Here is a 19,674-nt window from a genome sequence, read left to right as displayed (position 1 = left end):
TGTTAATTTAAAGACCAGTGCATTTTGCCACCAAAAAAATCCTCCATAATGAAAGCTGTTGCATTTATTCAGACCCTGGTGTTGTTCCTGGGTATATCCGGTATCGTCAATGCCCAATCTTCTACCGACGCCATGGTCAAAGAATGGGAACGTGCCAAAGCATACACCAAAGAATATCTTGACGCCATGCCGGACAAAGATTACGGACTAAAACCAACGCCGGAAATGCGATCATTTGCAGAGCAGATGTTACACATCGCCGATGCGAACTATGGTTTCTCATCTGCCGCTACGGGGGAAAAATCTCCCTTTGGTATGGGAGAAGCTGAAAAGACTACTGATAGGTCAAAAGAAGCCGTAACAAAAGTGGTGATGGAAAGCTATGATTTCGCTATCAGTTGCCTGAAAAAGCTGACGCCAGCACAGCTAAATGAAAACATCAAACTAATGGACCGGTTTGAGCTGACCAAAGGGACTACCTTTGAAAAGGCGTTTGAGCATCAGACCCATCACAGGGGACAAGCTACTGTGTACCTGCGGCTAGCTGGTGTCAAACCTCCCATGGAGAAGCTGTTCTAACCAGCAAAGTGAATAAAATGAAGGCCCTCGGGCCTTTTTTTTTATTGCCTGCCCTGGATATTGCCGACTCCCTGATATAGTCGAAGTAACAGCAGCCTGCGATATGATCTGGCCACCATTACGGGTAAGCGGTATTCTACCATTGCAGTGCCGACTTCCGCGGGCCCTTTTTCATCTGCTATTCCTGCCGGTTGACTGGTCTCTGCTATCTTCAATGTTTCCCAACACAAAGCTATCACTGCCAATGATAAAAACATGTAGTATATATATTTCTTCATACCATTGAGATTTAATAGTTAACTGTTCAGATATTCCCTAAAGCATACTCCCGTGTTGACCATAAAGTCCTTATATCTTTTTGTTGAGGCGGGCGTTCCGGCGTACCCTCCTTATAAACAAATGATATCTTTCTGCAACACCCCCGATGTGGATGTCCTCAAACGAGGTAACAGAAACTTAATAGAGAGTGGTAAAGAAGCTTACCAGCTACTGATTATAACCAGTATAGGGTGTGGGCTTGATAACTTCCTGGGGCGCTGTACAAATTACCAGCAGTTGAAGGGTTAAGGGATTCAACTCAAAACTCCAGCCTTCCTGATTACCTTACAAAGATAAGCAGCGGCTTTCACAAAATATTTGCGGGAAATACTGATTTTTTATAATCGCGGGACATCCGCCTGGCTACCAGTGTAGCCAGGCGTGCCCTCTGCTTATAACTTATTGTAAAGATCATCCGTCACTGGCTCCAGCCATTCGGCTTTACCTGCTGTAATGGCAATGTGCGCAAACCAGCTGTCCTTCGTGGCCCCATGCCAATGCTTTACACCATCATATATGACAATTACGTCACCGGTTTTTAACCGTTGCGCCGGTTTACCCTCTTCCTGGTACCATCCTTCGCCTCCTGTCACCAGTAACAACTGATAGCCGTCACGATGAATATGCCAGTTATTCCTGCAACCCGGTTCAAAAGTCACCTGTCCGACACCAACATTGATCCTGGGATCAGCGATCAGCGAGGTAAGATAACTCTGCCCGGTAAAATACTGCGCAAAGGCATCATTCCTGTCTCCCAACGGAAAGGCTGTCCCGTTCTTTATCTCTTCATGAGCTGCCATAATTCCTGCTTTTTGTTTTTATAAGAAACACATTAGCTTTTCCCTTTCAGGGAAGCCATATCGATCACGAAACGGTATTTAACATCCCCTTTCAGTAAGCGTTCGTACGCTTCATTAATTTGCTGAATGTTGATCATCTCGATGTCAGCAGTGATATTATGCGTTCCACAGAAATCAAGCATTTCCTGTGTTTCTTTAATACCTCCGATCATCGAACCTGCGAAGCTCTTACGCCCCGGGATCAGGCTGAACGCAGCTACTGGTAATGGTTTTTCAGGAGCTCCCACCAACGCAAGGGAACCATCTACGCGCAGCAGTCCCAGGTAGGTATTGATGTCATGCTCAGCCGATACTGCATCTAAAATAAAATGCAGTTTTCCACGATAAGCAGCCATCTGTTTTTTATCTTTGGATAGCACGATTTCATCGGCTCCCAAACGTTTCGCTTCAGCAAACTTCGACTCAGATGTTGTAAACGCAACGACGTGAGCTCCCATCGCCTTTGCGATCTTGATGGCCATATGACCTAATCCGCCGATGCCTACAACACCTATCTTTTTACCCGGACCTACCTGCCAGTGATGCAGCGGAGAGTAGGTAGTGATACCAGCACACAGTAACGGTGCTGTCGCCGCCAGGTCAAGGTTCTCAGGAATACGTAATACATAGTTCTCGTCAACCACGATACTTTCTGAATACCCCCCAAAGGTGGGCGTATTCTCAAAATATTTATCCGGCGCATTGTAAGTGCCGGTCATACCCGGCTCACAATATTGTTCAAGATCTTCCTTACAATACTCGCACTCACGGCAGGAGTCAACGATACATCCTACTCCCACTACGTCACCAACTTTGAATTTTGTAACGTGATCACCTATACTCTTTACTTTACCAACGATCTCATGACCAGGTACGCATGGATACATTGTCGGTCCCCATTCGCTTCTGACAGTGTGCAGGTCTGAGTGACATACACCACAGAACAGGATATCTATCTCTATATCGTGTGGCGTTGGTTTTCTACGTTTAATATCTAATTCTTCTAATTGCGCCTCGGCTGATTCGTTACCAAAGGCTTTCACCTGAGTTGTTGCTACCATTTTGTCCTGTTTTTCTGTTTACGTTTTTAAATTTACCAGTTAGCTTGCTGGAATATAAGCCTAGTATAACAACGGCGGATGTGCAATGTTCGCCGCTATGGCTGATTAAATTTCACGGAACTTCCTTAGCTGTTAAATGTATCTGATGATCTTTGCCGGTACCCCGCCGGCTACAGTGTTATCCGGTACATCCTTAGTGACCACCGCGCCAGCCGCCACAACAGCATTCCTGCCAATAGTTACTCCCGGCAGCACCGTTACCCCTGCTCCCAGCCATGCGTTCTGTTTAATATAGATCGGTTTACACACCATCCCCCTTCTTATAGCAGGATCTAACGGATGATTTTCTGTGATAAGATTTACTTTGGGACCTATTAAGACGTCATCTTCTAAAGTTATGCCTCCCATATCCAGGAAAGAACAGGCATGATTGATAAATACCCGGCTGCCAATACGGATATGACGTCCGAAATTGGTATAAAAAGGCGCGAATACGGTGGTTGTATCATCCAGTTTTGCGCCTGTGATCTCGCTGATCCGGCGACGCACCTCATCTGTATCAGTAGAGGCGTTCAGTGCTGGGGTAAGGGCCAGCGTACGGGCGACAACCTCATCTACCTGGCGAAACTCCGGGTCCTGGAGTGAAACCAGTTCGCCTGCCTGTAATCGATCGAAGATATTCATACCGCAAAGGTCCGTCATACGACCTCCTGCCGGTTAATGAAATTCAAATCAATCATTAAGAAATTCAAACTACTGACTCCCGGAAGGCCGATGGATTACTGCCGGTAAGCTTCTTAAAGAAATTGTTAAAATATGTCGGGTAATCAAACCCCAGGGAATAGGCGATCTCTGCAACATTCCAGTTTGTATGCTGTAATAATGCCTTCGCCTCCCGCGCAATGCGCTCGGTGATGTGTGTAGTGGTAGACTTGCCTGTAGTCTCTTTTACGGCCTTGTTCAGATAATTGACATGGATGGACAATGCTTTCGCATAATCCTGTGCTCTGGTCAGCTTTAAAGGGCGCTCCACCGTCTCAATAGGAAACTGACGCTCCAGCAGTTCCATAAAGACCGCCGCGATCCTCGACAGGGCATTGTTGTGCCTGTCCATCTGTTCAGAAGGCTGTAGTTTCAACGCCTCATGAATGATCAGATTGATATAATTCCGGATCAGGTCGTCTTTATACTGATAATCAGTCTGCTGCTCTTCAATCATCTTTTGGAAGATGCCATTCAGGAAGAGCCGCTGGGCTTCTGAGATCTTCAGAATAGGCGTGCCGCCGATCTTAAACAATGGTGACTGCTGCAGACTCTCCGAGCGCTCCGACTGCCCCAGAAATCCTTCTGAAAACAGGCAGGTATAGCCGACATAGGTAGTCGACAGTGTCTCCCACGAGTAGGGCACATGAGGATTACCGAAGAATAATACGGATCCTTCCTGTTCGAAACTCCGGTCTGCGTAATGGATAATACTGCTGCCTGTGGTCAGACAGATCTTATAGAAATCCTTTCTGCTGTATATCCTGGTTGCATTGCTGTCGCTCTCGATCTCCCACACGTTAAAGCCGTTCAGTTTCAACTGATTATTGAAATATGATACGGATCTTCCACTATTAGCGCTCATGGAGCAAAATTAAGAAATTCATTACAGAATCATATTCTGGCAGTAACTAGCAATATAGATAGTATGGGGTTTCTCTACACCTCCAGCCAGTCTCCCTTTTCTCCCCAATAAACATGCAAATACGACGCGACAACTCCCGCCTTCCTGTAAACCGGCATATCCACCTCCTTCCCCCTTGCATTATACACCTTTCCGATCCGTTCTAATTCCCCCGTCTCCCTCCCCGTCGAATAATGAAATTCATGTCCTTTAAATCGCCTGCCTTCGATCTCCACTTCTCGATACCCAAGGGTCAGGCGTCCATCCTTCATCGTCGTCTTGATCCCTAAGAACCCCACCATCGGGTATGGCAATCCATCCCTGTCTCCCAGCGTTTCTCCGAGATACATCATCCCACCGCATTCCGCGATCACTCTCCCACCCTGCTCACAATATTTCCTGACAGAAGCACGCATGGTTACATTAGTGGACAACTGCTCCAGGTGTAACTCAGGGTACCCGCCGGCAAGATATAACAGGTCTGCGGCCGGCATTTCCGCATCATGCACCGGACTAAAGAACTTCACTTCTCCTAATCGCCGCAACGCTTCCAGGTTCTCTAGATACGTAAAACTGAATGCTTCGTCGCTGGCTACCGCTATCCGCAAACGTCCTTTCTCTACCGGACCGGCTGGTGTAAACAGGGCTGCCGGCCGGCGACTGATCTCCAGTATCCTGTCCACGTCAACTGTCTTTGCGATATGCATCGCTGCAGCTTCTATGATCGCATCATAATCATGCTCTGCCGAAATCGCCAACCCCAGGTGTCGGGACGGTATCTTTACCGCGTCACTTGCCGGCACATATCCCAGCGGCGTCACGCCCAGATCTTCACAGGCATCTTTCAGGAACTGATAATGACTCTCTGTATTGACAAAATTGAAAATCACACCAGCAATTTTAACGCCCGCATGAAAATGCATAAACCCATATATGAGCGGCGCAACGGAATATGCCATGGCTTTTGCATTTACCACCAGGATAACCGGCATATCCAGCAGCATGGCAATTTCCGCACTACTGCCTTTCATACGGTCTGCCCCGTCAAACAGGCCCATCACCCCTTCGGTGATGACCACATCTGCCGGCTCACTATACTTCCCGTAAACATACGCCAGATGTTCAGGGCTCATCATAAATGTATCGAGATTGACACTGGTCGCATGTGCAGCCAGTGAGTGATGTTTCGTATCAATATAATCGGGGCCGCACTTGAACGGCTGCACGTGTAGTCCGCGGTTATGCAGCAAACGTAACAAACCAAGCGTAATGGTTGTTTTACCCGAATTGCTCGACGGAGCTGCAATTAAAAACTGAGGCTTCATTCGGCCAAAGATAGTACATTCGTGCCCTTATGCAGCGACTAAAGTCCATCATGTTCGCCGGCACTGCATCTGATGTCGGTAAAAGTTTAATTAATACGGGGTTCTGCCGCATCTTCAAACAGGATGGCTATCTTCCCGCACCTTTCAAAGCACAGAACATGTCGCTCAATAGCTATGCCACGCCGGATGGTTTTGAGATCGGCCGGGCACAGGCGGTACAGGCAGAAGCGTGTGGCATTCCGTGTAGCACCGATATGAACCCCGTACTCCTGAAACCTACCAGTGACAGAGCTTCACAGGTGGTATTGCTGGGTAAACCTGTCGGCAGTCAGACTGCGTACGATTACTTTATGGGTAATAATAAACAGGAGCTGTTTAAGGAGGCTAAAGCGGCTTACGACAGATTAAGCGACCGGCACAACCCTGTTGTTATGGAAGGCGCCGGCAGCATCAGCGAACTAAACCTCAAACACCGCGACATCACCAACATGCGCATGGCACAGCACGCGCATGCGGACGTATACCTGGTTGCAGATATAGACCGCGGTGGTGTATTCGCCAGTATATATGGTACCATTGCCCTGCTCACGCCGGAAGAAAAACAACTCGTCAAAGGTATTATCATCAATAAATTCAGGGGCGATGCCCGGCTGTTCGATAGTGGCAGGACCATGATCGAAGACCTCTGTCACGTACCGGTGGTCGGTGTCGTACCCTATCGCAAAGACATCTATATAGAAGAAGAAGACTCCGTCGGACTCGAACATAAACATAATAAACTGGCGACCGGCAGGATCAATGTGGCTGTCGTATTACTCAACCGCCTCTCTAATTTTACCGATTTCAATGTACTCGAAAGAGATGAACGGGTACACCTCTTCTATAGCAACAATCCGGCTGATATAGAGAAGGCCGACATCATCATTATTCCCGGCAGCAAAAATACCATCGCTGATCTCATTGATATTAAAAACAATGGTGTTGCCAAAGCCATCGTGCAGGCTCATAAAAATAACAGAACAGTCATAGGCATCTGTGGTGGCTACCAGATGATGGGCCAGGTCGTAGAAGATCCGCAGCACGTGGAAGGCCCGGTAGAATCCATGCCGGGACTGGGTCTACTGCCGGTTAGGACCACGCTGACAGAACACAAGGTGACGGAACAATGCCGCTTCTTTTATAAAGGGAACACCCGCACCTGCGAAGGATACGAGATTCATATGGGACAAACCACCTCCACCGGTGAAGCATTTCCACTGAACCAAACAACTTCCGGACATCCTGATGGGTATCAACTCAGTGACCGCTGCTGGGGTACCTATATACACGGCATACTTGATAATGCCACGGTAATAGATGACCTCCTGCTGCCCTATACAGACAAACAATCGGCCTCCTTTGATTACGCCGCATTCAAAGAAGAACAATATGATAAATTAGCTGCCCACTTGCGCGAACATATCGACATGGATTATATTTACGGCCAATTAAAGCAACAGTCATGATCAACGGGCATGGAGACGACAGGTATTTATTCAATTATCCTGTCAAAGCCGATTTCAGCTCAAATGTATACTATGAAGGATTTGACAGCGGATTACAACAGCATCTCACGGAATGTCTCTATAAACTGAATAATTATCCGGAAGCCAATGCCCAGCGACTGCAACAGGCACTGGCCGGCTGGCACCTGCTCACACCCGGACAAGTGCTTGTGACGAATGGCGCTACGGAGGCGTTCTATCTTGTTGCGCACGCCTTTCGCCAAAAGACGGTTACGATCGCTGTTCCCGCTTTCGCGGAATATGAAGACGCCTGCCAGACCAACGATCTGACGGTCAGGTATGTTCCCTACGATGACCTGAACGCGGGCACCCGTTTTGATACAGACCTGGTATTCTTCGGTAACCCGAACAATCCTACCGGAGCTATACTGACGCGGGACACGATCACGCAGCTACTCACCGCCCATCCGAAAACGATTTTCGTCATAGATGAAGCCTACGTTGACTTTACAGAAGCGGTGATTTCGATGGCCGGCGCCATTGACCGCCATCCCAATCTGATCATCATCAAATCACTCACAAAAACATATTCCATCCCCGGCCTGCGCCTCGGATACATCCTCAGTAATGCGGCACTGATCAGCAAGATCCTGGCTTCCAAAATGCCCTGGTCTGTCAATGCCCTGGCCATAGAAGCGGGTCTCTACATCGCAGCACACAGGGATACACTCAAGCTGCCTGTCAGCCGCCTCCGGAAAGACACACAGGAACTGATGGATCAACTACGTTACATGCAGGAATTCAGTGTCTGGCACACACACACGAACTTCTTCCTCTGTATGACGCACCGGTTCTCTGCATCATTACTCAAACAATACCTGCTGAGCAATCATGGTCTGCTTATCCGCGACGCGTCCAACTTTAAAAGTCTGTCTACACAACACTTCCGGATCGCTACACAACGGCCGGAGGACAACCAATTACTGATCAAAGCCCTGAACACATGGATCAACGGTTTCTCCTGATCATTATTCCTTTAGTGACGGGCTATCTGCTGGACCTTGCGCTGGGCGATCCCCGCTGGCTGCCACACCCTGTCCGCCTTTTCGGATCCATTATCGCCAGATGCACCGCTACACTTAATAAAGGCGAATACCGGTTCATCAAAGGTATGTGGATGACCCTTGCCCTCTGTATCGTCACGGGCGGGCTCTTTTATGGCGCACAATATCTGTTACTGCAATTACAGACACCCATTTTTTATTACCTGTTCACCAGCATATTTGTCTTCTATGGTTTGGCGAATAAAAGCCTCTTACAGGAAGGCAAAGAGGTTTTTGACACATTGGCTACCCAGGGACTGGAAGCGGGCAGAAAACGACTGTCCTGGATCGTAGGCAGGGAAACAACGCACCTGCGTGAAAACCAGATCCGTACGGCCGTATTTGAAACCCTTTCTGAAAACCTGAGCGACGGTGTCATCGCGCCTTTGTTCTATTATGCCGTCGGAGGCTTACCGGCCATGATGATTTATAAGATGATCAACACCCTTGACTCGATGATCGGTTACAAAAAGGAGGAATTCTTCTGGTTTGGGAAGTTCGCCGCCCGCCTGGATGATGTGGCCAACTTTATCCCGGCCCGTATCACGGCCGTGCTGATGGTACTGGCCACCTTCAGTAAACGGGGGCTGATCTATATCTTTAAATACGGTAACCAGCATGCCAGCCCTAACTCCGGGTACCCCGAGTCCGCTCTTGCCGGCATATTGCATTGCCGTTTCGGCGGCCCCAACACCTACCATGGGCAGGTAGTTGTCAAGCCATATATTGGGGAACATGCCAGGGACCTCGCCCATGAGGAGCTACGCAAAGTCATGTATATCAATCATGCAGTGACGTTGCTGACCCTCGTGATCATTACCGCCCTTTATTATTCATTAGCATAACTAACTGATTAACTGTACGCTGCTTTTATCTACTGATAAAAAAAGTAAATAAATACCTACATTTGCTACGGTTTTTGGTTTTCAGCCGCTCACAAACCGGTTGAAATTAAAAGGGAATTTGGTGTGATTCCAAAACAGTTCCCGCTGCTGTAAGTTCTGTAACAGCTTTTAACTGATGCCACTGTCCGCCTGTCGGCGCATGGGAAGGCGTTAAAAGTAGAACGAGTCAGAAGACCTGCCAACGACTATGTTTATCCAACACTTCGGGAAAAAAGTGGAAGGAGTACATTCCGCAGTTTGCCATCCGCACACCTGCACTTGTTTCCTTTCTATTTCCGGGGGTCTTGTTTAATCATTAACGGGTAATTAATGTATTAAATCAAAAGTAACGACCAGCATGGCAATCAAAGACCTGACGAAAGTTCAGAAAATCCTCTTTATCTGTAATGGCGGCACCTGCAGCAACAAAGGCGCAGATGAAACGACCATCAGATTAAGGACACATCTCTCCGAAAATGACCTGAACGATGAGATCCACACCGTCCGCACCAAGTGCCTGGGCCAGTGTACCTGGGGCCCCATGGTATTTATGCATCCGGAAGGCCTGTGGTATAAAGAAGTCTCTCCTGAAACCACCCGCGCCATCGTCGCAGAGCACCTGATGAAGAATGCACTTGTCATGGACCATGTACACTTCCCGGAAGCGGAACTGGTTGATGCGAAACCACTCTCCTATAACAGCCAGCCTAACGAATAAACGCATCTTATGGACATCCTGCAACAAGATCTGACCGGATTCATTGTCCTGTCTGTGCTGGGTTTAAGGCATGGTCTGGATCCCGATCATATCACGGTGATTGATAGCTACACCTACCGCCTGCATCTCCATAAAAGCAAATGGACCCGCTGGGTAGGCACCCTGTTCACGTTTGGCCATGGCATCATGGTCACGGCTATCGCGTTATTCCTGTGTATACTGAAGAACAACTTTGAGATACCTCCCGTACTGGATCTCGTCGTGGAATGGTTGTCTTCCGTGATGCTGCTGCTCATGGGTATTTCAAACCTGATCAACCTGTCCCGTAAAGACAATACGACCGTCAGCGGATTCCGTAAAAGACTGCTGCCAAAAGTGTTTGATAACAGTCTGAACCCATTCACCGTCATCCTCACGGGTATTATCTTCGGATTCATCTTCGATACCTCTTCACAGATCGCTGCCTTCGGGTATGCTGTATCTGTATCTAATCAATGGGTATACGCCATTATGGGTGGCATCGTATTCTCGCTCGGGCTGATCGCCACGGGCACCTGCGACTCCCTGCTGCTGAGCAAACTGCTGAAAACATTTGACCAGAAAAAGATCCAGCGTCATCGTTTTAAACTGAATGTCCTGATCACGATCATGTGTTTTGCCATTCCTTTGTATAAAATTGCAAGCACATGGAACGAATCACTCGAACTTAGTGATTTCCAGAATAATATTGTCGGACTGGTTTTTATTAGTATCATTATATCTTTATACGCGGAACTGTACCTGCGGCACCGGTATGCGAAGGCGGAAACAGTGATCGTCAGTGAACAGGTCCGCGCAGAAGATTAAATCAATATGAGCAACACACCGGAAAATACGATCAGCATCTTAGGCTGCGGCTGGCTCGGCCTCCCGCTGGCTGTCCATCTTGTAAAAGAAGGATACCTGGTGAAAGGCTCTGTCACGACGGACGACAAAATGAATGAACTGGCGGAACAACAGATCAAACCCTACAAAGTAATGATCACCGACGCCGGTATTGACAGCAATGACATGACAGGCTTCCTGCAAAGTCAGATACTGATCATTAACTTCCCTCCTTCCCGCAGAGAAGATGTTGTGTTGTACCATCAGGCACAGATGGCCCACCTCATAAAAGAAGTGGAGCACAGTCCGGTGAAACACGTGCTCTTCATCAGCTCTACTTCTGTCTACCCTGATGTGAATGGAGAAGTATATGAACATGAAGTAGCCATGCCTACAAAAGGCAGCGGCAAGGCACTGCTCACCGTAGAAAAAATGCTGCGTACCAATGTTCGTTTTATGACAACAGTGATACGCTTCGCAGGACTGATCGGTTACGACCGTATGCCTGGCCGTTTCCTGGCTGGCAAAAAGAATGTAGAGAACGGGGATGCACCGATCAATGTCATCCACCAGGACGACTGTATTGCGCTGATCCGGGAGATCATCCGGCAACAGGCATGGGGTGATGTATTCAATGCCTGCGCAGATGAACATCCCACCCGCCGGGAATACTACACCCAGGCGGCCGCTGTCGCCGGACTGGAACTGCCTACCTTCGCAGTCACCGCCGATCCGCATTTCAAGATAGTTAACGCTGACAAGATCAAACAAAGACTGGACTATTCGTTCAGGTACCCTGATCCGCTCAGCCTTTTACATAGTGGTATATGATGAAAGGGATTTTAATCTGTGGTCATGGCAGCCGCGACCCCGAAGGTGTCGAAGGCTTTAAGGCATTGGTAGCACTGATGCGCAACCGCTATCCTGACCGGATGGTGGATTATGGCTTTCTTGAATTTGCACACCCGGTATACGCTGCCGCCGTAGAACGTATGTACGTGGCAGGTGTACGGGAGATCATCGCTATTCCTGCCATCCTCTTTGCCGGTGGACATGCCAAAAACGACATTCCCTTCGAAATGAATACGCTGCAGGCACAATATCCTGATCTGCGGATCAGACTGGGCCGGCACATTGGTATCACACCTTCTATCCTGCAACTGGCAAAGAAGCTGGTAGAACAGGCGGAAGCTGCCCATCCGGCGATGGACAGAAAAGATGCCTGTCTGCTGCTCGTAGGCAGAGGTACGTCCGATCCGGATGCTAACTCCGATATTGTGAAACTGACCCGTATGCTGGGTGAAGGCCTGGGCTTCGGATTTACTACGACTGCCTTCATTGGCGTCACACAGCCTTTACTGAAAGATCACTTACCGATCATCGATCACCTGCCGTATAAAAGGATTGTCGCATTGCCCGTATTCCTGTTCACAGGTGTACTGCTTAAAAAGATCTATACACAGCTCGAAGAATTCAGTGCTATCACCAATAAAACAGTGATCGCAACTAAGTCCTTCGAATGCGATGAACTCCTGATGCAAACAATCGACGAACGTGTCAGAGAAGTCGAAGACGGTCATCCGAATATGAACTGCCAGTTGTGTAAATACCGTACGCAGATCATCGGTTTCGAGGATGAAGTCGGTAAAGAACAAACTGGACACCACCTGGCTGTAAAAGGTATCCTCTTTGAAGAAGATGAAAAACCTGGTGAAAAGAAAACCGTGTTCACAACCGTTAAAAAGATCCTCGGCATCTGATACATGAATAGACAGGGAAAGATATATGGCGTATCACTAGGCCCCGGCGATCCGTTGCTGATCACCGTGAAAGGCCTGCAAACATTGCAGCACGCAGATAAGATCTACTATCCGGGATCCTTGCTGGCGGATGGTCAGACCGCCAGTTATTCTTTGCAGATATTACAGCATTACCGGCTGGACGAAAAAAAACTCCAGGGGATGTTCCTGAAAATGTCAGACGACCGCCAGTCGGCTGAACAGACCTACGCGGAGACATTTCAGCTGATACTGGCTGATTATCAGAAAGGACTTCAGATAGCCTTTGTCAGTGAAGGGGATATTTCATTTTACAGCACCTTCGCCTATCTGCTCAAACACATTCAGGCGCATCAACTGGAACTGGAGATCATCGCCGGTGTACCCGCTTTTATACTGGGTGCTGCGGAGCATCAATCCTCTCTGGCCATACTCAATGAAAAGATCGCCATCCTGCCCAGGATGAAAGACCGGGACACGTTAGCACGTTACCTGGAAGAATTTGAAACAGTGGTCCTCATTAAAGTCAGAAGCATCCTGCACGAGATCCGGAGCCTGATCCAACAGACCGGCCTGCAGATAGTATACTGCGAAAGACTCGGTACGAAGCAGCAGTATATTACCACAAAGCTGGAAGATCTTGAAAACAGGGAAATACCATATTTCTCATTATTGATTTTAAAAACTAATAAATAATCGGGAATAAGCATCAGGAATTGTCTTACGGCTAATCAATTTCCTCATTCTTAATTCCTGATTCCTGAATCACTCATATGAAATTAAGCGTAGTTGGCATTGGTCCCGGCGGAAGAGACTATATCCTGCCCGTTGCACAACAGGTACTGGCAACAGCAGATATCGCCATCGGATACAGTTACTATTTTCAGTTTGTGGAGCACCTCCTGCCCCCTCACTGTGAATGTATCGGCAAAGACCTCACCGAAGAAGAAGCCCGCGCAGTACTGGCCGTCAACCGCTGTGAACCCGGCAAACATGTTGTCGTGATCAGCTCAGGAGACGCCGGCATCTACGCTATGGCCTCTCTGGTATACCAATACGCCAGCACCCGCACAGATAAACACATCGACCTGCAGACTATCCCCGGGATCAGCGCGTTCATCGCTGCTGCCGGTAAACTGGGTGCGCCGCTTGGACACGATTTCTGCTGTATCTCTTTATCTGATCTCATGACACCATGGCCGGTGATCGAAAAAAGGATACAGGCAGCTGCCATCGGCGACTTCGTTACTTCTTTATACAATCCCAGGAGCAAAAAACGCTTCTGGCAACTCGCCCGCTTCAGGGAACTGTTCCTGCAACACAGAGATCCGGCGACACCCGTGGCGATCATCCGCCAGGTGACCAGACCGGACGAAACGATCACCATCACTACACTTGGCGATATGAATGTGGAAGCAGTAGACATGTTCTCCCTGGTAATGATCGGTAACTCGCAAACCTATTCCTTCAAGAACTACCTGGTGACGCCAAGAGGCTACATGGCCAGGAAGCCAGCCTCCGGACAGGAAATACAGGACGAGAGCTTCCGCCAGATCGCTGCACAGCTGAAACGTCAGGATATCAGTGAGGCCGACAGATGGGCGATCATGCGCTGTATACATACAACGGCCGACTTCGAATACGAAGACCTCTATGTATCCAGCAATAATGCGATCGACCACTGGCATGATTATCTCCGCAACGGGGGGACCATCGTTACAGATGTGACCATGGTACAGGCAGGTATTACGAAAGATTTCATCAAAAGATATAATGCCAACGTATACTGTTATCTGAATGACGAAGCAGTATTACCACTGGCAGAAAAAGAAGGACTGACCCGTAGCCAGGCAGGTATGCGCATCGCCATTGAAAAACATCCGGATGCCCTGTTTGTGGTCGGCAATGCACCAACGGCCCTGTTTGAACTGTGTGATCAGTTACAGGAAGGTAAGTTCACCCCGGCGGGTATCATTGGTGCACCAGTCGGTTTTGTCAATGTGATCGAATCCAAACTGAAACTACAGGCGCTGCAACAGGTGCCCTATGTCATCATACGTGGACGTAAGGGAGGCAGTAACGTAGCCGCCAGTATTGTCAACGCCGCATTCACCGTAAAAGACAAGTAGTGGAGTATATCGTGATCGGCATATCGAACCATCCGCATAGTGTACTGCCCGAAGGAGCCATGGAAATTGTGCCTCATTACAAGGTCTTTTCCGGTGGCAAACGACACTATGAACTGGTAAAAGAACAGCTGCCGGAAAAACATGAATGGATAGATATCCGTAGTGATATGCCTGGCCTTTTCCGGCAGTACAGGGCCCGGAACGAAGATGTGGTGATCTTTGCCTCCGGCGATCCCCTGTTCTACGGCTTTGCAGCGACGATACAGAAATATGATCCCGGAGCAGATATGCAGATATACCCGTATTTCAACAGTATACAACTGCTATGTCACCAGCTGAACTTCGCCTATGCACATGTCGTGAATACTTCCATACATGGGCGCTCATGGGAAGAGCTGGATCAGGCGCTGATAAAACAATCACAGAGTATAGGCGTACTGACCGACGGCACTAAAACACCGGCCGCTGTTGCTGCACGCATGCTGGAATACGGGTTTGACAACTACGCCATGTATGTGGGCGAAGACCTGGAAGGAACCGCTGGCAAGATCGTCTTCAGTGAACATATAAAAGACATGACGGACTATAAGGCACATACCCTCAACTGCGTGCTGCTGAATAAGAAGTCACCCAAACCTGCTTCCTATGGCATACCAGACAATAGTTTTCACGGTCTGGAAGGACGTCCTAACATGATCACTAAAATGCCGGTACGCATGGTGAGCCTCGCTCAGCTGGATCTTTCTGCCCGACGTACATTCTGGGATATCGGCTTTTGTACCGGCTCTGTGTCAATAGAGGCCCGCAGGCAATACCCGCACCTGCAGATTGTCGCATTTGAAATACGACCGGAATGTGATGCGCTGTTCGAACAGAACACCCGTAAACACAGTACACCGGGTATGACGAAAGTCATGGGCGATTTCTTTGCGCAGGACCTGGCAGCACTGCCATCCCCTGATGCCGTCTTTATCGGTGGACATGGTAACCGTCTGGAGGCCCTGATGAAACACCTGGACCAGTATTTGCCTGCAGGCGCAAAGGTGGTCATCAATGCCGTCAGGGAAGACAGCATCACGCAGTTTACCGCAACCGCTGCACAATTACAATACACATTATCCGCACCGATGGTGATCACGGTGGATAGTCATAATCCGATCACCATCCTAACGGCAGAAAAGTTATACAATGAGTAAGACAGTCATCATAGCCAGTACAGATAAAGGCGTTGCGCTGGGCAACAGGATCAGGACAGAATTTCCAAAGTCCCTGCTGGTCAGTACCCGCCCGCATGAACAGGCTACGGCCATAGAAAGTATCGCCCTCTTCCTGGAGAATAATTTCACGGCTTTTGATACCCTGATATTTATAGGAGCACTGGGTATCTGCGTACGCAGCATCGCGCCTTACTTACAGGATAAACATACTGACCCTGCCATCATCAATATGGATGACAACGGCCGCTTTGTACAGGCAGTTGTATCCGGACATAGCGGCGGCGCCAACGACCTTACCCGTAAGGTAGCGGCAGCTATCGGCGCACAGGCTGTCATCACGACCAGTAGTGACCTCCAGGATATCTGGGCACTGGATACACTGGCCGCAAAATTTGACTGGAAGGCATCCGCTTCTGTAGAGATGAACAGCATCATTTCCCTGTTCGTCAATAATAAGCGAACCGCTGTCCTGCTGGACATTAAGGACAAAGGAACGACCTATCTTGAAAACAGTTTACCCGCATTCGCAGATATCTACTACGATTTTGATGAGATAGACCTTACGCAATATGCACTGCTCATCGCGGTGACATACAAAGTGTATACAGCTGATATTCCGGTCCTGGCATTCCATCCGCCAGTACTGTTTGCAGGCATGGGCTGCTCACGCGATATTGAAAGTGACCAGCTGGAGACATCTTTCTTTCAGGAATTAGCACAGCACCAGCTGGCGGTGCAGTCAGTCAGGGCGATCGGCTCTATTGATGTCAAACACGATGAGACCGCCTTCATTGCACTGGCTGAAAAACTACAGATACCTTTCATTACTTATACAGCAGCGGAACTGAATAGTCAGGCTGTCGTAAATCCGTCGGAAGTCGTGATGTCCAAACTGGGCGTACACAGTGTTTCAGAAGCGTCGGCTATGCTGCTGTCCCGTAATAAAGAACTACTGTTAGAAAAACAAAAGATCACCGTTCCTTCCGGCAAGAAACATACCATTGCCGTGGCGATCGATCAGCAGGTGGTACGCAAAGCAGTGGTGGCCATCGTAGGGGCCGGACCAGGCGATGCGGAACTGATCAGTCTTAAAGGAAAACAACTGGTGGAAACGGCTGACCTGATCCTGTATGCAGGCAGTCTGGTACCGGAAGAGATCACCCATTATGCGAAACCGGCAGCGATCGTGCGTAATTCTGCGAGTATGACCCTGGAAGAACAGATCAGCCTCATGGAAGAACACTATGCGAAAGGGCATCTCATCGTACGGCTGCAATCCGGCGACCCAAGCATCTACGGTGCTATCCAGGAACAAATGACCATCTTCGATGAAAAAGGAATGGATTACTATATCGTACCGGGTATTTCATCCTTCCAGGCGGCAGCTGCCAGTCTGAAGTCAGAATTTACCATTCCTGAGGTGGTACAAAGTATCATTCTCACCAGGGGTGCCGGTAAAACGCCACTGCCCGGGCATGAAAAGCTGAACGAAATGGCAAAACATCAGGCGACCATGTGTATCTTCCTGAGTGCTACCATTGCAAAGTCCGTACAGGAACAGCTCATGGAACACTATGCACCCGAAACACCGGTAGCCGTATTGTACCGCGTCAGCTGGAAAGATGAAGAGATCTATACCGGTCAGCTAAAAGACCTGGCGCAGATCATCCGGGAGAATAAACTCACGCTGACCACACTTGTTATTGTTGGTGTCGCGATCGGCGCCCGGAAGAACCGCTCACATTTATACAGTCCTGACTGGAAACATACGTTCAGAACAGGCAAAACATTAAAAGCCAAATCATGATCCTGGTCTTTGGCGGAACAACAGAAGGTAAAAAGGTGGCCGGCATGCTGGAGAAACATGCCCGTCCCTATTACTATTCCACCAAGACCCTCATTGATTTCGAAGCAGGTCAGTATGGGCAGTACCGCTATGGAGCCCTGACAGCCGGCGAACTACAGACGTTCTGCAGAACGCAGGGTATTAAAGCGATCGTGCATGCCAGTCATCCGTTTGCAGCCGTACTGCACAACACGATATATACCGCTGCGCAGGCGTTGTCGCTGCCGGTATTCCGTTTCGAACGGCAATACCCTGAACGGCAACAGCATCCCCTGATCGTGTACCTGCCCTCGTACCAGGCCGCGATGGACTGGCTGGAACAACGTCCCGTAGCAAGGCTGCTGGCGCTGACAGGTGTACAGACCATCGCACCACTACAGCGTTACTGGAAACAGCATACGACTATCTTCCGGATACTGCCGCGGGATAGTTCGCTGGCACTGGCAAGGGCAGCCGGCTTTCCGGAAGAACAGCTGATCATGGAGATGCCGGGTAGTGACAGCCAGCAGGAAGCGGCACTTATCAGACAATACAACATCGGGGCGGTGCTGACGAAAGAGAGCGGTGATTCCGGCTTTCTATCCACGAAGATCAGCGCGGCACTTGAAAACAATATACCCATAGTCATCATTGAAAGGCCCGTACTGCCGGAGACATTCATCCCCGTAACAGACGAAGCCACCCTGATGACACAGATAAACTATTTGCTGCCATGAGTTTACAACCGGTACCAGCAGGGCCTTTACGACAAGGCTATACCACAGGGGCATGTGCTACGGCATGTACCCGTGCGGCGCTGTTATCGCTGATCAGGCAGGAAACGGTGCAGGAAGCAGAGATCACCCTGCCACGCGGCGAGAAGGTGGCCTTCGCCATCAGCTCCTGTACGTTCACAAAGGACCAGGCAACCTGTACCACCGTAAAAGATGCCGGAGACGATCCGGATGTGACCAACGGGGCCACTATTGGCTGTACAGTGTCCTTTAATGACACCCTGGAAGTAAGGTTCATCCGGGGCGAAGGCGTCGGCATTGTAACGCTGCCCGGACTGGCCATTGGTGTAGGTGAACCGGCTATTAATCCGGTACCCCGGAAAATGATGACCGATGTCGCCTTATTCCTGACACACCAGTATAAGCTCCGTAAGGGGGTAAATATCGAGGTTTTCGTCGTGGATGGGGTCAATATAGCCAGGAAGACTTTAAACAGCCGTATTGGCATCTTAGACGGCATTTCCATACTGGGCACAACTGGTATCGTCAGGCCCTTCAGTGCGTCTGCCTACATCGCCAGTATTACTCAGGGAATAGATGTGGCGCTGGCCAATCACTGCCGGGAGATCGTGATCAACTCCGGCGGCCGCTCAGAGAACATCCTGCGGCAGCGCATGCCGCACCTGCCCGAATATGCCTTCATACAGTATGGCAACTGGATAGGTGAAACCCTGGAAAAGATAAGCAGTGTCCCACTGGAGAAAGTCACCATGGGCATTATGCTGGGTAAGGCGGCCAAACTCGCACAGGGAGAACTCGACACCCATAGTGGCAAGTCCTCGTGGGATAAACAGTTCATATACGACCTGGCCATCGCATGCGGGTATCCGGAAGCACAATGTGCGCCGATACTGGAGCTGAACATGGCCCGGCGGCTGACGGAAATATTCCCGTTCACCGCCACAGAGCCCTTCTTCCGGGCACTGGCAGACCGCTGCTATACAGTCTGCGCACCACTGATACCGGGCGTGGCACTGCATATATTACTGATTGACGCAAACGATACAATTCTGAGCTTTTGATATGATTGGATTTCTTTTTACAGACTCTTTGTTACTAGGGATACAGC

General features: G+C 49.2%; 20 protein-coding genes and 1 riboswitch. Of the genes, 14 read left to right on the top strand and 6 right to left on the bottom strand.

All coding sequences use genetic code 11. The features are described from left to right. Positions 1–48 precede the first annotated feature (48 nt). The gene (locus GWR21_RS02660; protein WP_162330237.1) at positions 49–579 is read left to right on the top strand and encodes a DinB family protein; all 531 of its coding nucleotides are present in this window, start codon (positions 49–51) and stop codon (positions 577–579) included. A 41-nt stretch (positions 580–620) separates the two neighbouring features. On the opposite strand, the gene GWR21_RS02655 is transcribed toward GWR21_RS02660, so the two are convergent. From GWR21_RS02655 to GWR21_RS02630, 6 genes are all read right to left on the bottom strand, one after another. Next, positions 621–857, bottom strand: a complete 237-nt coding sequence (locus tag GWR21_RS02655) for a hypothetical protein (protein ID WP_162330236.1) — start codon at positions 855–857, stop codon at positions 621–623. A 432-nt stretch (positions 858–1,289) separates the two neighbouring features. Next, positions 1,290–1,697: a cupin domain-containing protein gene (locus tag GWR21_RS02650; protein WP_162330235.1), complete on the bottom strand. Its 408-nt coding sequence runs from the start codon at positions 1,695–1,697 to the stop codon at positions 1,290–1,292. A gap of 32 nt (positions 1,698–1,729) precedes the next feature. After that, the gene (locus tag GWR21_RS02645) at positions 1,730–2,797 is read right to left on the bottom strand and encodes an NAD(P)-dependent alcohol dehydrogenase (RefSeq protein ID WP_162330234.1); all 1,068 of its coding nucleotides are present in this window, start codon (positions 2,795–2,797) and stop codon (positions 1,730–1,732) included. Positions 2,798–2,929: 132 nt separating this feature from the next. Next, positions 2,930–3,499 carry a DapH/DapD/GlmU-related protein gene (locus GWR21_RS02640; RefSeq protein WP_162330233.1) on the bottom strand — a complete coding sequence of 190 codons (570 nt, stop codon included), beginning with the start codon at positions 3,497–3,499 and terminating at the stop codon, positions 2,930–2,932. 46 nt (positions 3,500–3,545) lie between these two features. Further along, the gene (locus tag GWR21_RS02635; protein WP_162330232.1) at positions 3,546–4,424 is read right to left on the bottom strand and encodes a helix-turn-helix domain-containing protein; all 879 of its coding nucleotides are present in this window, start codon (positions 4,422–4,424) and stop codon (positions 3,546–3,548) included. Positions 4,425–4,498: 74 nt separating this feature from the next. After that, entirely contained in the window at positions 4,499–5,788 is a 1,290-nt protein-coding gene (locus GWR21_RS02630) for a cobyrinate a,c-diamide synthase (RefSeq protein ID WP_162330231.1), read from the bottom strand. A gap of 29 nt (positions 5,789–5,817) precedes the next feature. Between GWR21_RS02630 and GWR21_RS02625 the strand changes: the two genes are divergently transcribed. The 13 genes from GWR21_RS02625 (at position 5,818) to GWR21_RS02565 (ending at position 19,627) form a co-directional block, all read left to right on the top strand. After that, positions 5,818–7,293 carry a cobyric acid synthase gene (locus GWR21_RS02625; RefSeq protein WP_162330230.1) on the top strand — a complete coding sequence of 492 codons (1,476 nt, stop codon included), beginning with the start codon at positions 5,818–5,820 and terminating at the stop codon, positions 7,291–7,293. Then, positions 7,290–8,318 (top strand): pyridoxal phosphate-dependent aminotransferase, encoded by a 1,029-nt coding sequence (locus GWR21_RS02620; protein ID WP_162330229.1) that lies wholly within the window; start codon positions 7,290–7,292, stop codon positions 8,316–8,318. The genes GWR21_RS02625 and GWR21_RS02620 overlap by 4 nt, the downstream gene beginning before the upstream one ends. Continuing rightward, complete coding sequence (gene cbiB / locus GWR21_RS02615) at positions 8,297–9,241, top strand: adenosylcobinamide-phosphate synthase CbiB (protein WP_162330228.1); 945 nt, start codon at positions 8,297–8,299, stop codon at positions 9,239–9,241. Before GWR21_RS02620 ends, cbiB begins: the two co-directional genes overlap by 22 nt. 58 nt (positions 9,242–9,299) lie before the next feature. Continuing rightward, positions 9,300–9,498, top strand: a riboswitch (cobalamin riboswitch). A gap of 140 nt (positions 9,499–9,638) precedes the next feature. Then, the gene (locus tag GWR21_RS02610; RefSeq protein ID WP_162330227.1) at positions 9,639–9,998 is read left to right on the top strand and encodes a (2Fe-2S) ferredoxin domain-containing protein; all 360 of its coding nucleotides are present in this window, start codon (positions 9,639–9,641) and stop codon (positions 9,996–9,998) included. 9 nt (positions 9,999–10,007) lie between these two features. Further along, positions 10,008–10,844 (top strand): HoxN/HupN/NixA family nickel/cobalt transporter, encoded by an 837-nt coding sequence (locus tag GWR21_RS02605; RefSeq protein WP_162330226.1) that lies wholly within the window; start codon positions 10,008–10,010, stop codon positions 10,842–10,844. Positions 10,845–10,850: 6 nt separating this feature from the next. Next, complete coding sequence (locus GWR21_RS02600) at positions 10,851–11,693, top strand: SDR family oxidoreductase (RefSeq protein WP_162330225.1); 843 nt, start codon at positions 10,851–10,853, stop codon at positions 11,691–11,693. Further along, complete coding sequence (locus GWR21_RS02595) at positions 11,690–12,622, top strand: sirohydrochlorin chelatase (RefSeq protein ID WP_238430146.1); 933 nt, start codon at positions 11,690–11,692, stop codon at positions 12,620–12,622. The genes GWR21_RS02600 and GWR21_RS02595 overlap by 4 nt, the downstream gene beginning before the upstream one ends. Before the next feature lie 3 nt (positions 12,623–12,625). Continuing rightward, positions 12,626–13,336, top strand: coding sequence for a precorrin-2 C(20)-methyltransferase (gene cobI / locus GWR21_RS02590; RefSeq protein WP_162330224.1), 711 nt, complete (start codon positions 12,626–12,628; stop codon positions 13,334–13,336). A gap of 77 nt (positions 13,337–13,413) precedes the next feature. Next, a complete protein-coding gene (gene cobJ, locus GWR21_RS02585; RefSeq protein ID WP_162330223.1) occupies positions 13,414–14,769 on the top strand; it encodes a precorrin-3B C(17)-methyltransferase in 1,356 nt (451 codons plus the stop codon). Then, complete coding sequence (cbiE, locus tag GWR21_RS02580; RefSeq protein WP_162330222.1) at positions 14,769–15,965, top strand: precorrin-6y C5,15-methyltransferase (decarboxylating) subunit CbiE; 1,197 nt, start codon at positions 14,769–14,771, stop codon at positions 15,963–15,965. The genes cobJ and cbiE overlap by 1 nt, the downstream gene beginning before the upstream one ends. Beyond that, a complete protein-coding gene (cobM, locus tag GWR21_RS02575; protein ID WP_162330221.1) occupies positions 15,958–17,793 on the top strand; it encodes a precorrin-4 C(11)-methyltransferase in 1,836 nt (611 codons plus the stop codon). Before cbiE ends, cobM begins: the two co-directional genes overlap by 8 nt. After that, positions 17,790–18,548 carry a precorrin-6A reductase gene (gene cobK, locus GWR21_RS02570; RefSeq protein ID WP_162330220.1) on the top strand — a complete coding sequence of 253 codons (759 nt, stop codon included), beginning with the start codon at positions 17,790–17,792 and terminating at the stop codon, positions 18,546–18,548. The genes cobM and cobK overlap by 4 nt, the downstream gene beginning before the upstream one ends. Then, positions 18,545–19,627, top strand: coding sequence for a cobalt-precorrin-5B (C(1))-methyltransferase (locus GWR21_RS02565; protein WP_162330219.1), 1,083 nt, complete (start codon positions 18,545–18,547; stop codon positions 19,625–19,627). The genes cobK and GWR21_RS02565 overlap by 4 nt, the downstream gene beginning before the upstream one ends. Positions 19,628–19,674: the final 47 nt, after the last annotated feature.

The organism is Chitinophaga agri (assembly GCF_010093065.1).
Taxonomy (GTDB): domain Bacteria; phylum Bacteroidota; class Bacteroidia; order Chitinophagales; family Chitinophagaceae; genus Chitinophaga; species Chitinophaga agri.
Note: the sequence above shows the minus strand (reverse complement) of the source record. Positions and strands in the feature narration are given on the sequence as shown.

Bases quoted from the DNA above. Each gene is read 5' to 3' on its own strand.
- GWR21_RS02660 (WP_162330237.1), top strand. From the start codon at position 49: ATGAAAGCTGTTGCATTTATTCAGACCCTGGTGTTGTTCCTGGGTATA.
- GWR21_RS02655 (WP_162330236.1), bottom strand. From the start codon at position 857: ATGAAGAAATATATATACTACATGTTTTTATCATTGGCAGTGATAGCT.
- GWR21_RS02650 (WP_162330235.1), bottom strand. From the start codon at position 1,697: ATGGCAGCTCATGAAGAGATAAAGAACGGGACAGCCTTTCCGTTGGGA.
- GWR21_RS02645 (WP_162330234.1), bottom strand. From the start codon at position 2,797: ATGGTAGCAACAACTCAGGTGAAAGCCTTTGGTAACGAATCAGCCGAG.
- GWR21_RS02640 (WP_162330233.1), bottom strand. From the start codon at position 3,499: ATGACGGACCTTTGCGGTATGAATATCTTCGATCGATTACAGGCAGGC.
- GWR21_RS02635 (WP_162330232.1), bottom strand. From the start codon at position 4,424: ATGAGCGCTAATAGTGGAAGATCCGTATCATATTTCAATAATCAGTTG.
- GWR21_RS02630 (WP_162330231.1), bottom strand. From the start codon at position 5,788: ATGAAGCCTCAGTTTTTAATTGCAGCTCCGTCGAGCAATTCGGGTAAA.
- GWR21_RS02625 (WP_162330230.1), top strand. From the start codon at position 5,818: ATGCAGCGACTAAAGTCCATCATGTTCGCCGGCACTGCATCTGATGTC.
- GWR21_RS02620 (WP_162330229.1), top strand. From the start codon at position 7,290: ATGATCAACGGGCATGGAGACGACAGGTATTTATTCAATTATCCTGTC.
- cbiB (WP_162330228.1), top strand. From the start codon at position 8,297: ATGGATCAACGGTTTCTCCTGATCATTATTCCTTTAGTGACGGGCTAT.
- GWR21_RS02610 (WP_162330227.1), top strand. From the start codon at position 9,639: ATGGCAATCAAAGACCTGACGAAAGTTCAGAAAATCCTCTTTATCTGT.
- GWR21_RS02605 (WP_162330226.1), top strand. From the start codon at position 10,008: ATGGACATCCTGCAACAAGATCTGACCGGATTCATTGTCCTGTCTGTG.
- GWR21_RS02600 (WP_162330225.1), top strand. From the start codon at position 10,851: ATGAGCAACACACCGGAAAATACGATCAGCATCTTAGGCTGCGGCTGG.
- GWR21_RS02595 (WP_238430146.1), top strand. From the start codon at position 11,690: ATGATGAAAGGGATTTTAATCTGTGGTCATGGCAGCCGCGACCCCGAA.
- cobI (WP_162330224.1), top strand. From the start codon at position 12,626: ATGAATAGACAGGGAAAGATATATGGCGTATCACTAGGCCCCGGCGAT.
- cobJ (WP_162330223.1), top strand. From the start codon at position 13,414: ATGAAATTAAGCGTAGTTGGCATTGGTCCCGGCGGAAGAGACTATATC.
- cobM (WP_162330221.1), top strand. From the start codon at position 15,958: ATGAGTAAGACAGTCATCATAGCCAGTACAGATAAAGGCGTTGCGCTG.
- cobK (WP_162330220.1), top strand. From the start codon at position 17,790: ATGATCCTGGTCTTTGGCGGAACAACAGAAGGTAAAAAGGTGGCCGGC.
- GWR21_RS02565 (WP_162330219.1), top strand. From the start codon at position 18,545: ATGAGTTTACAACCGGTACCAGCAGGGCCTTTACGACAAGGCTATACC.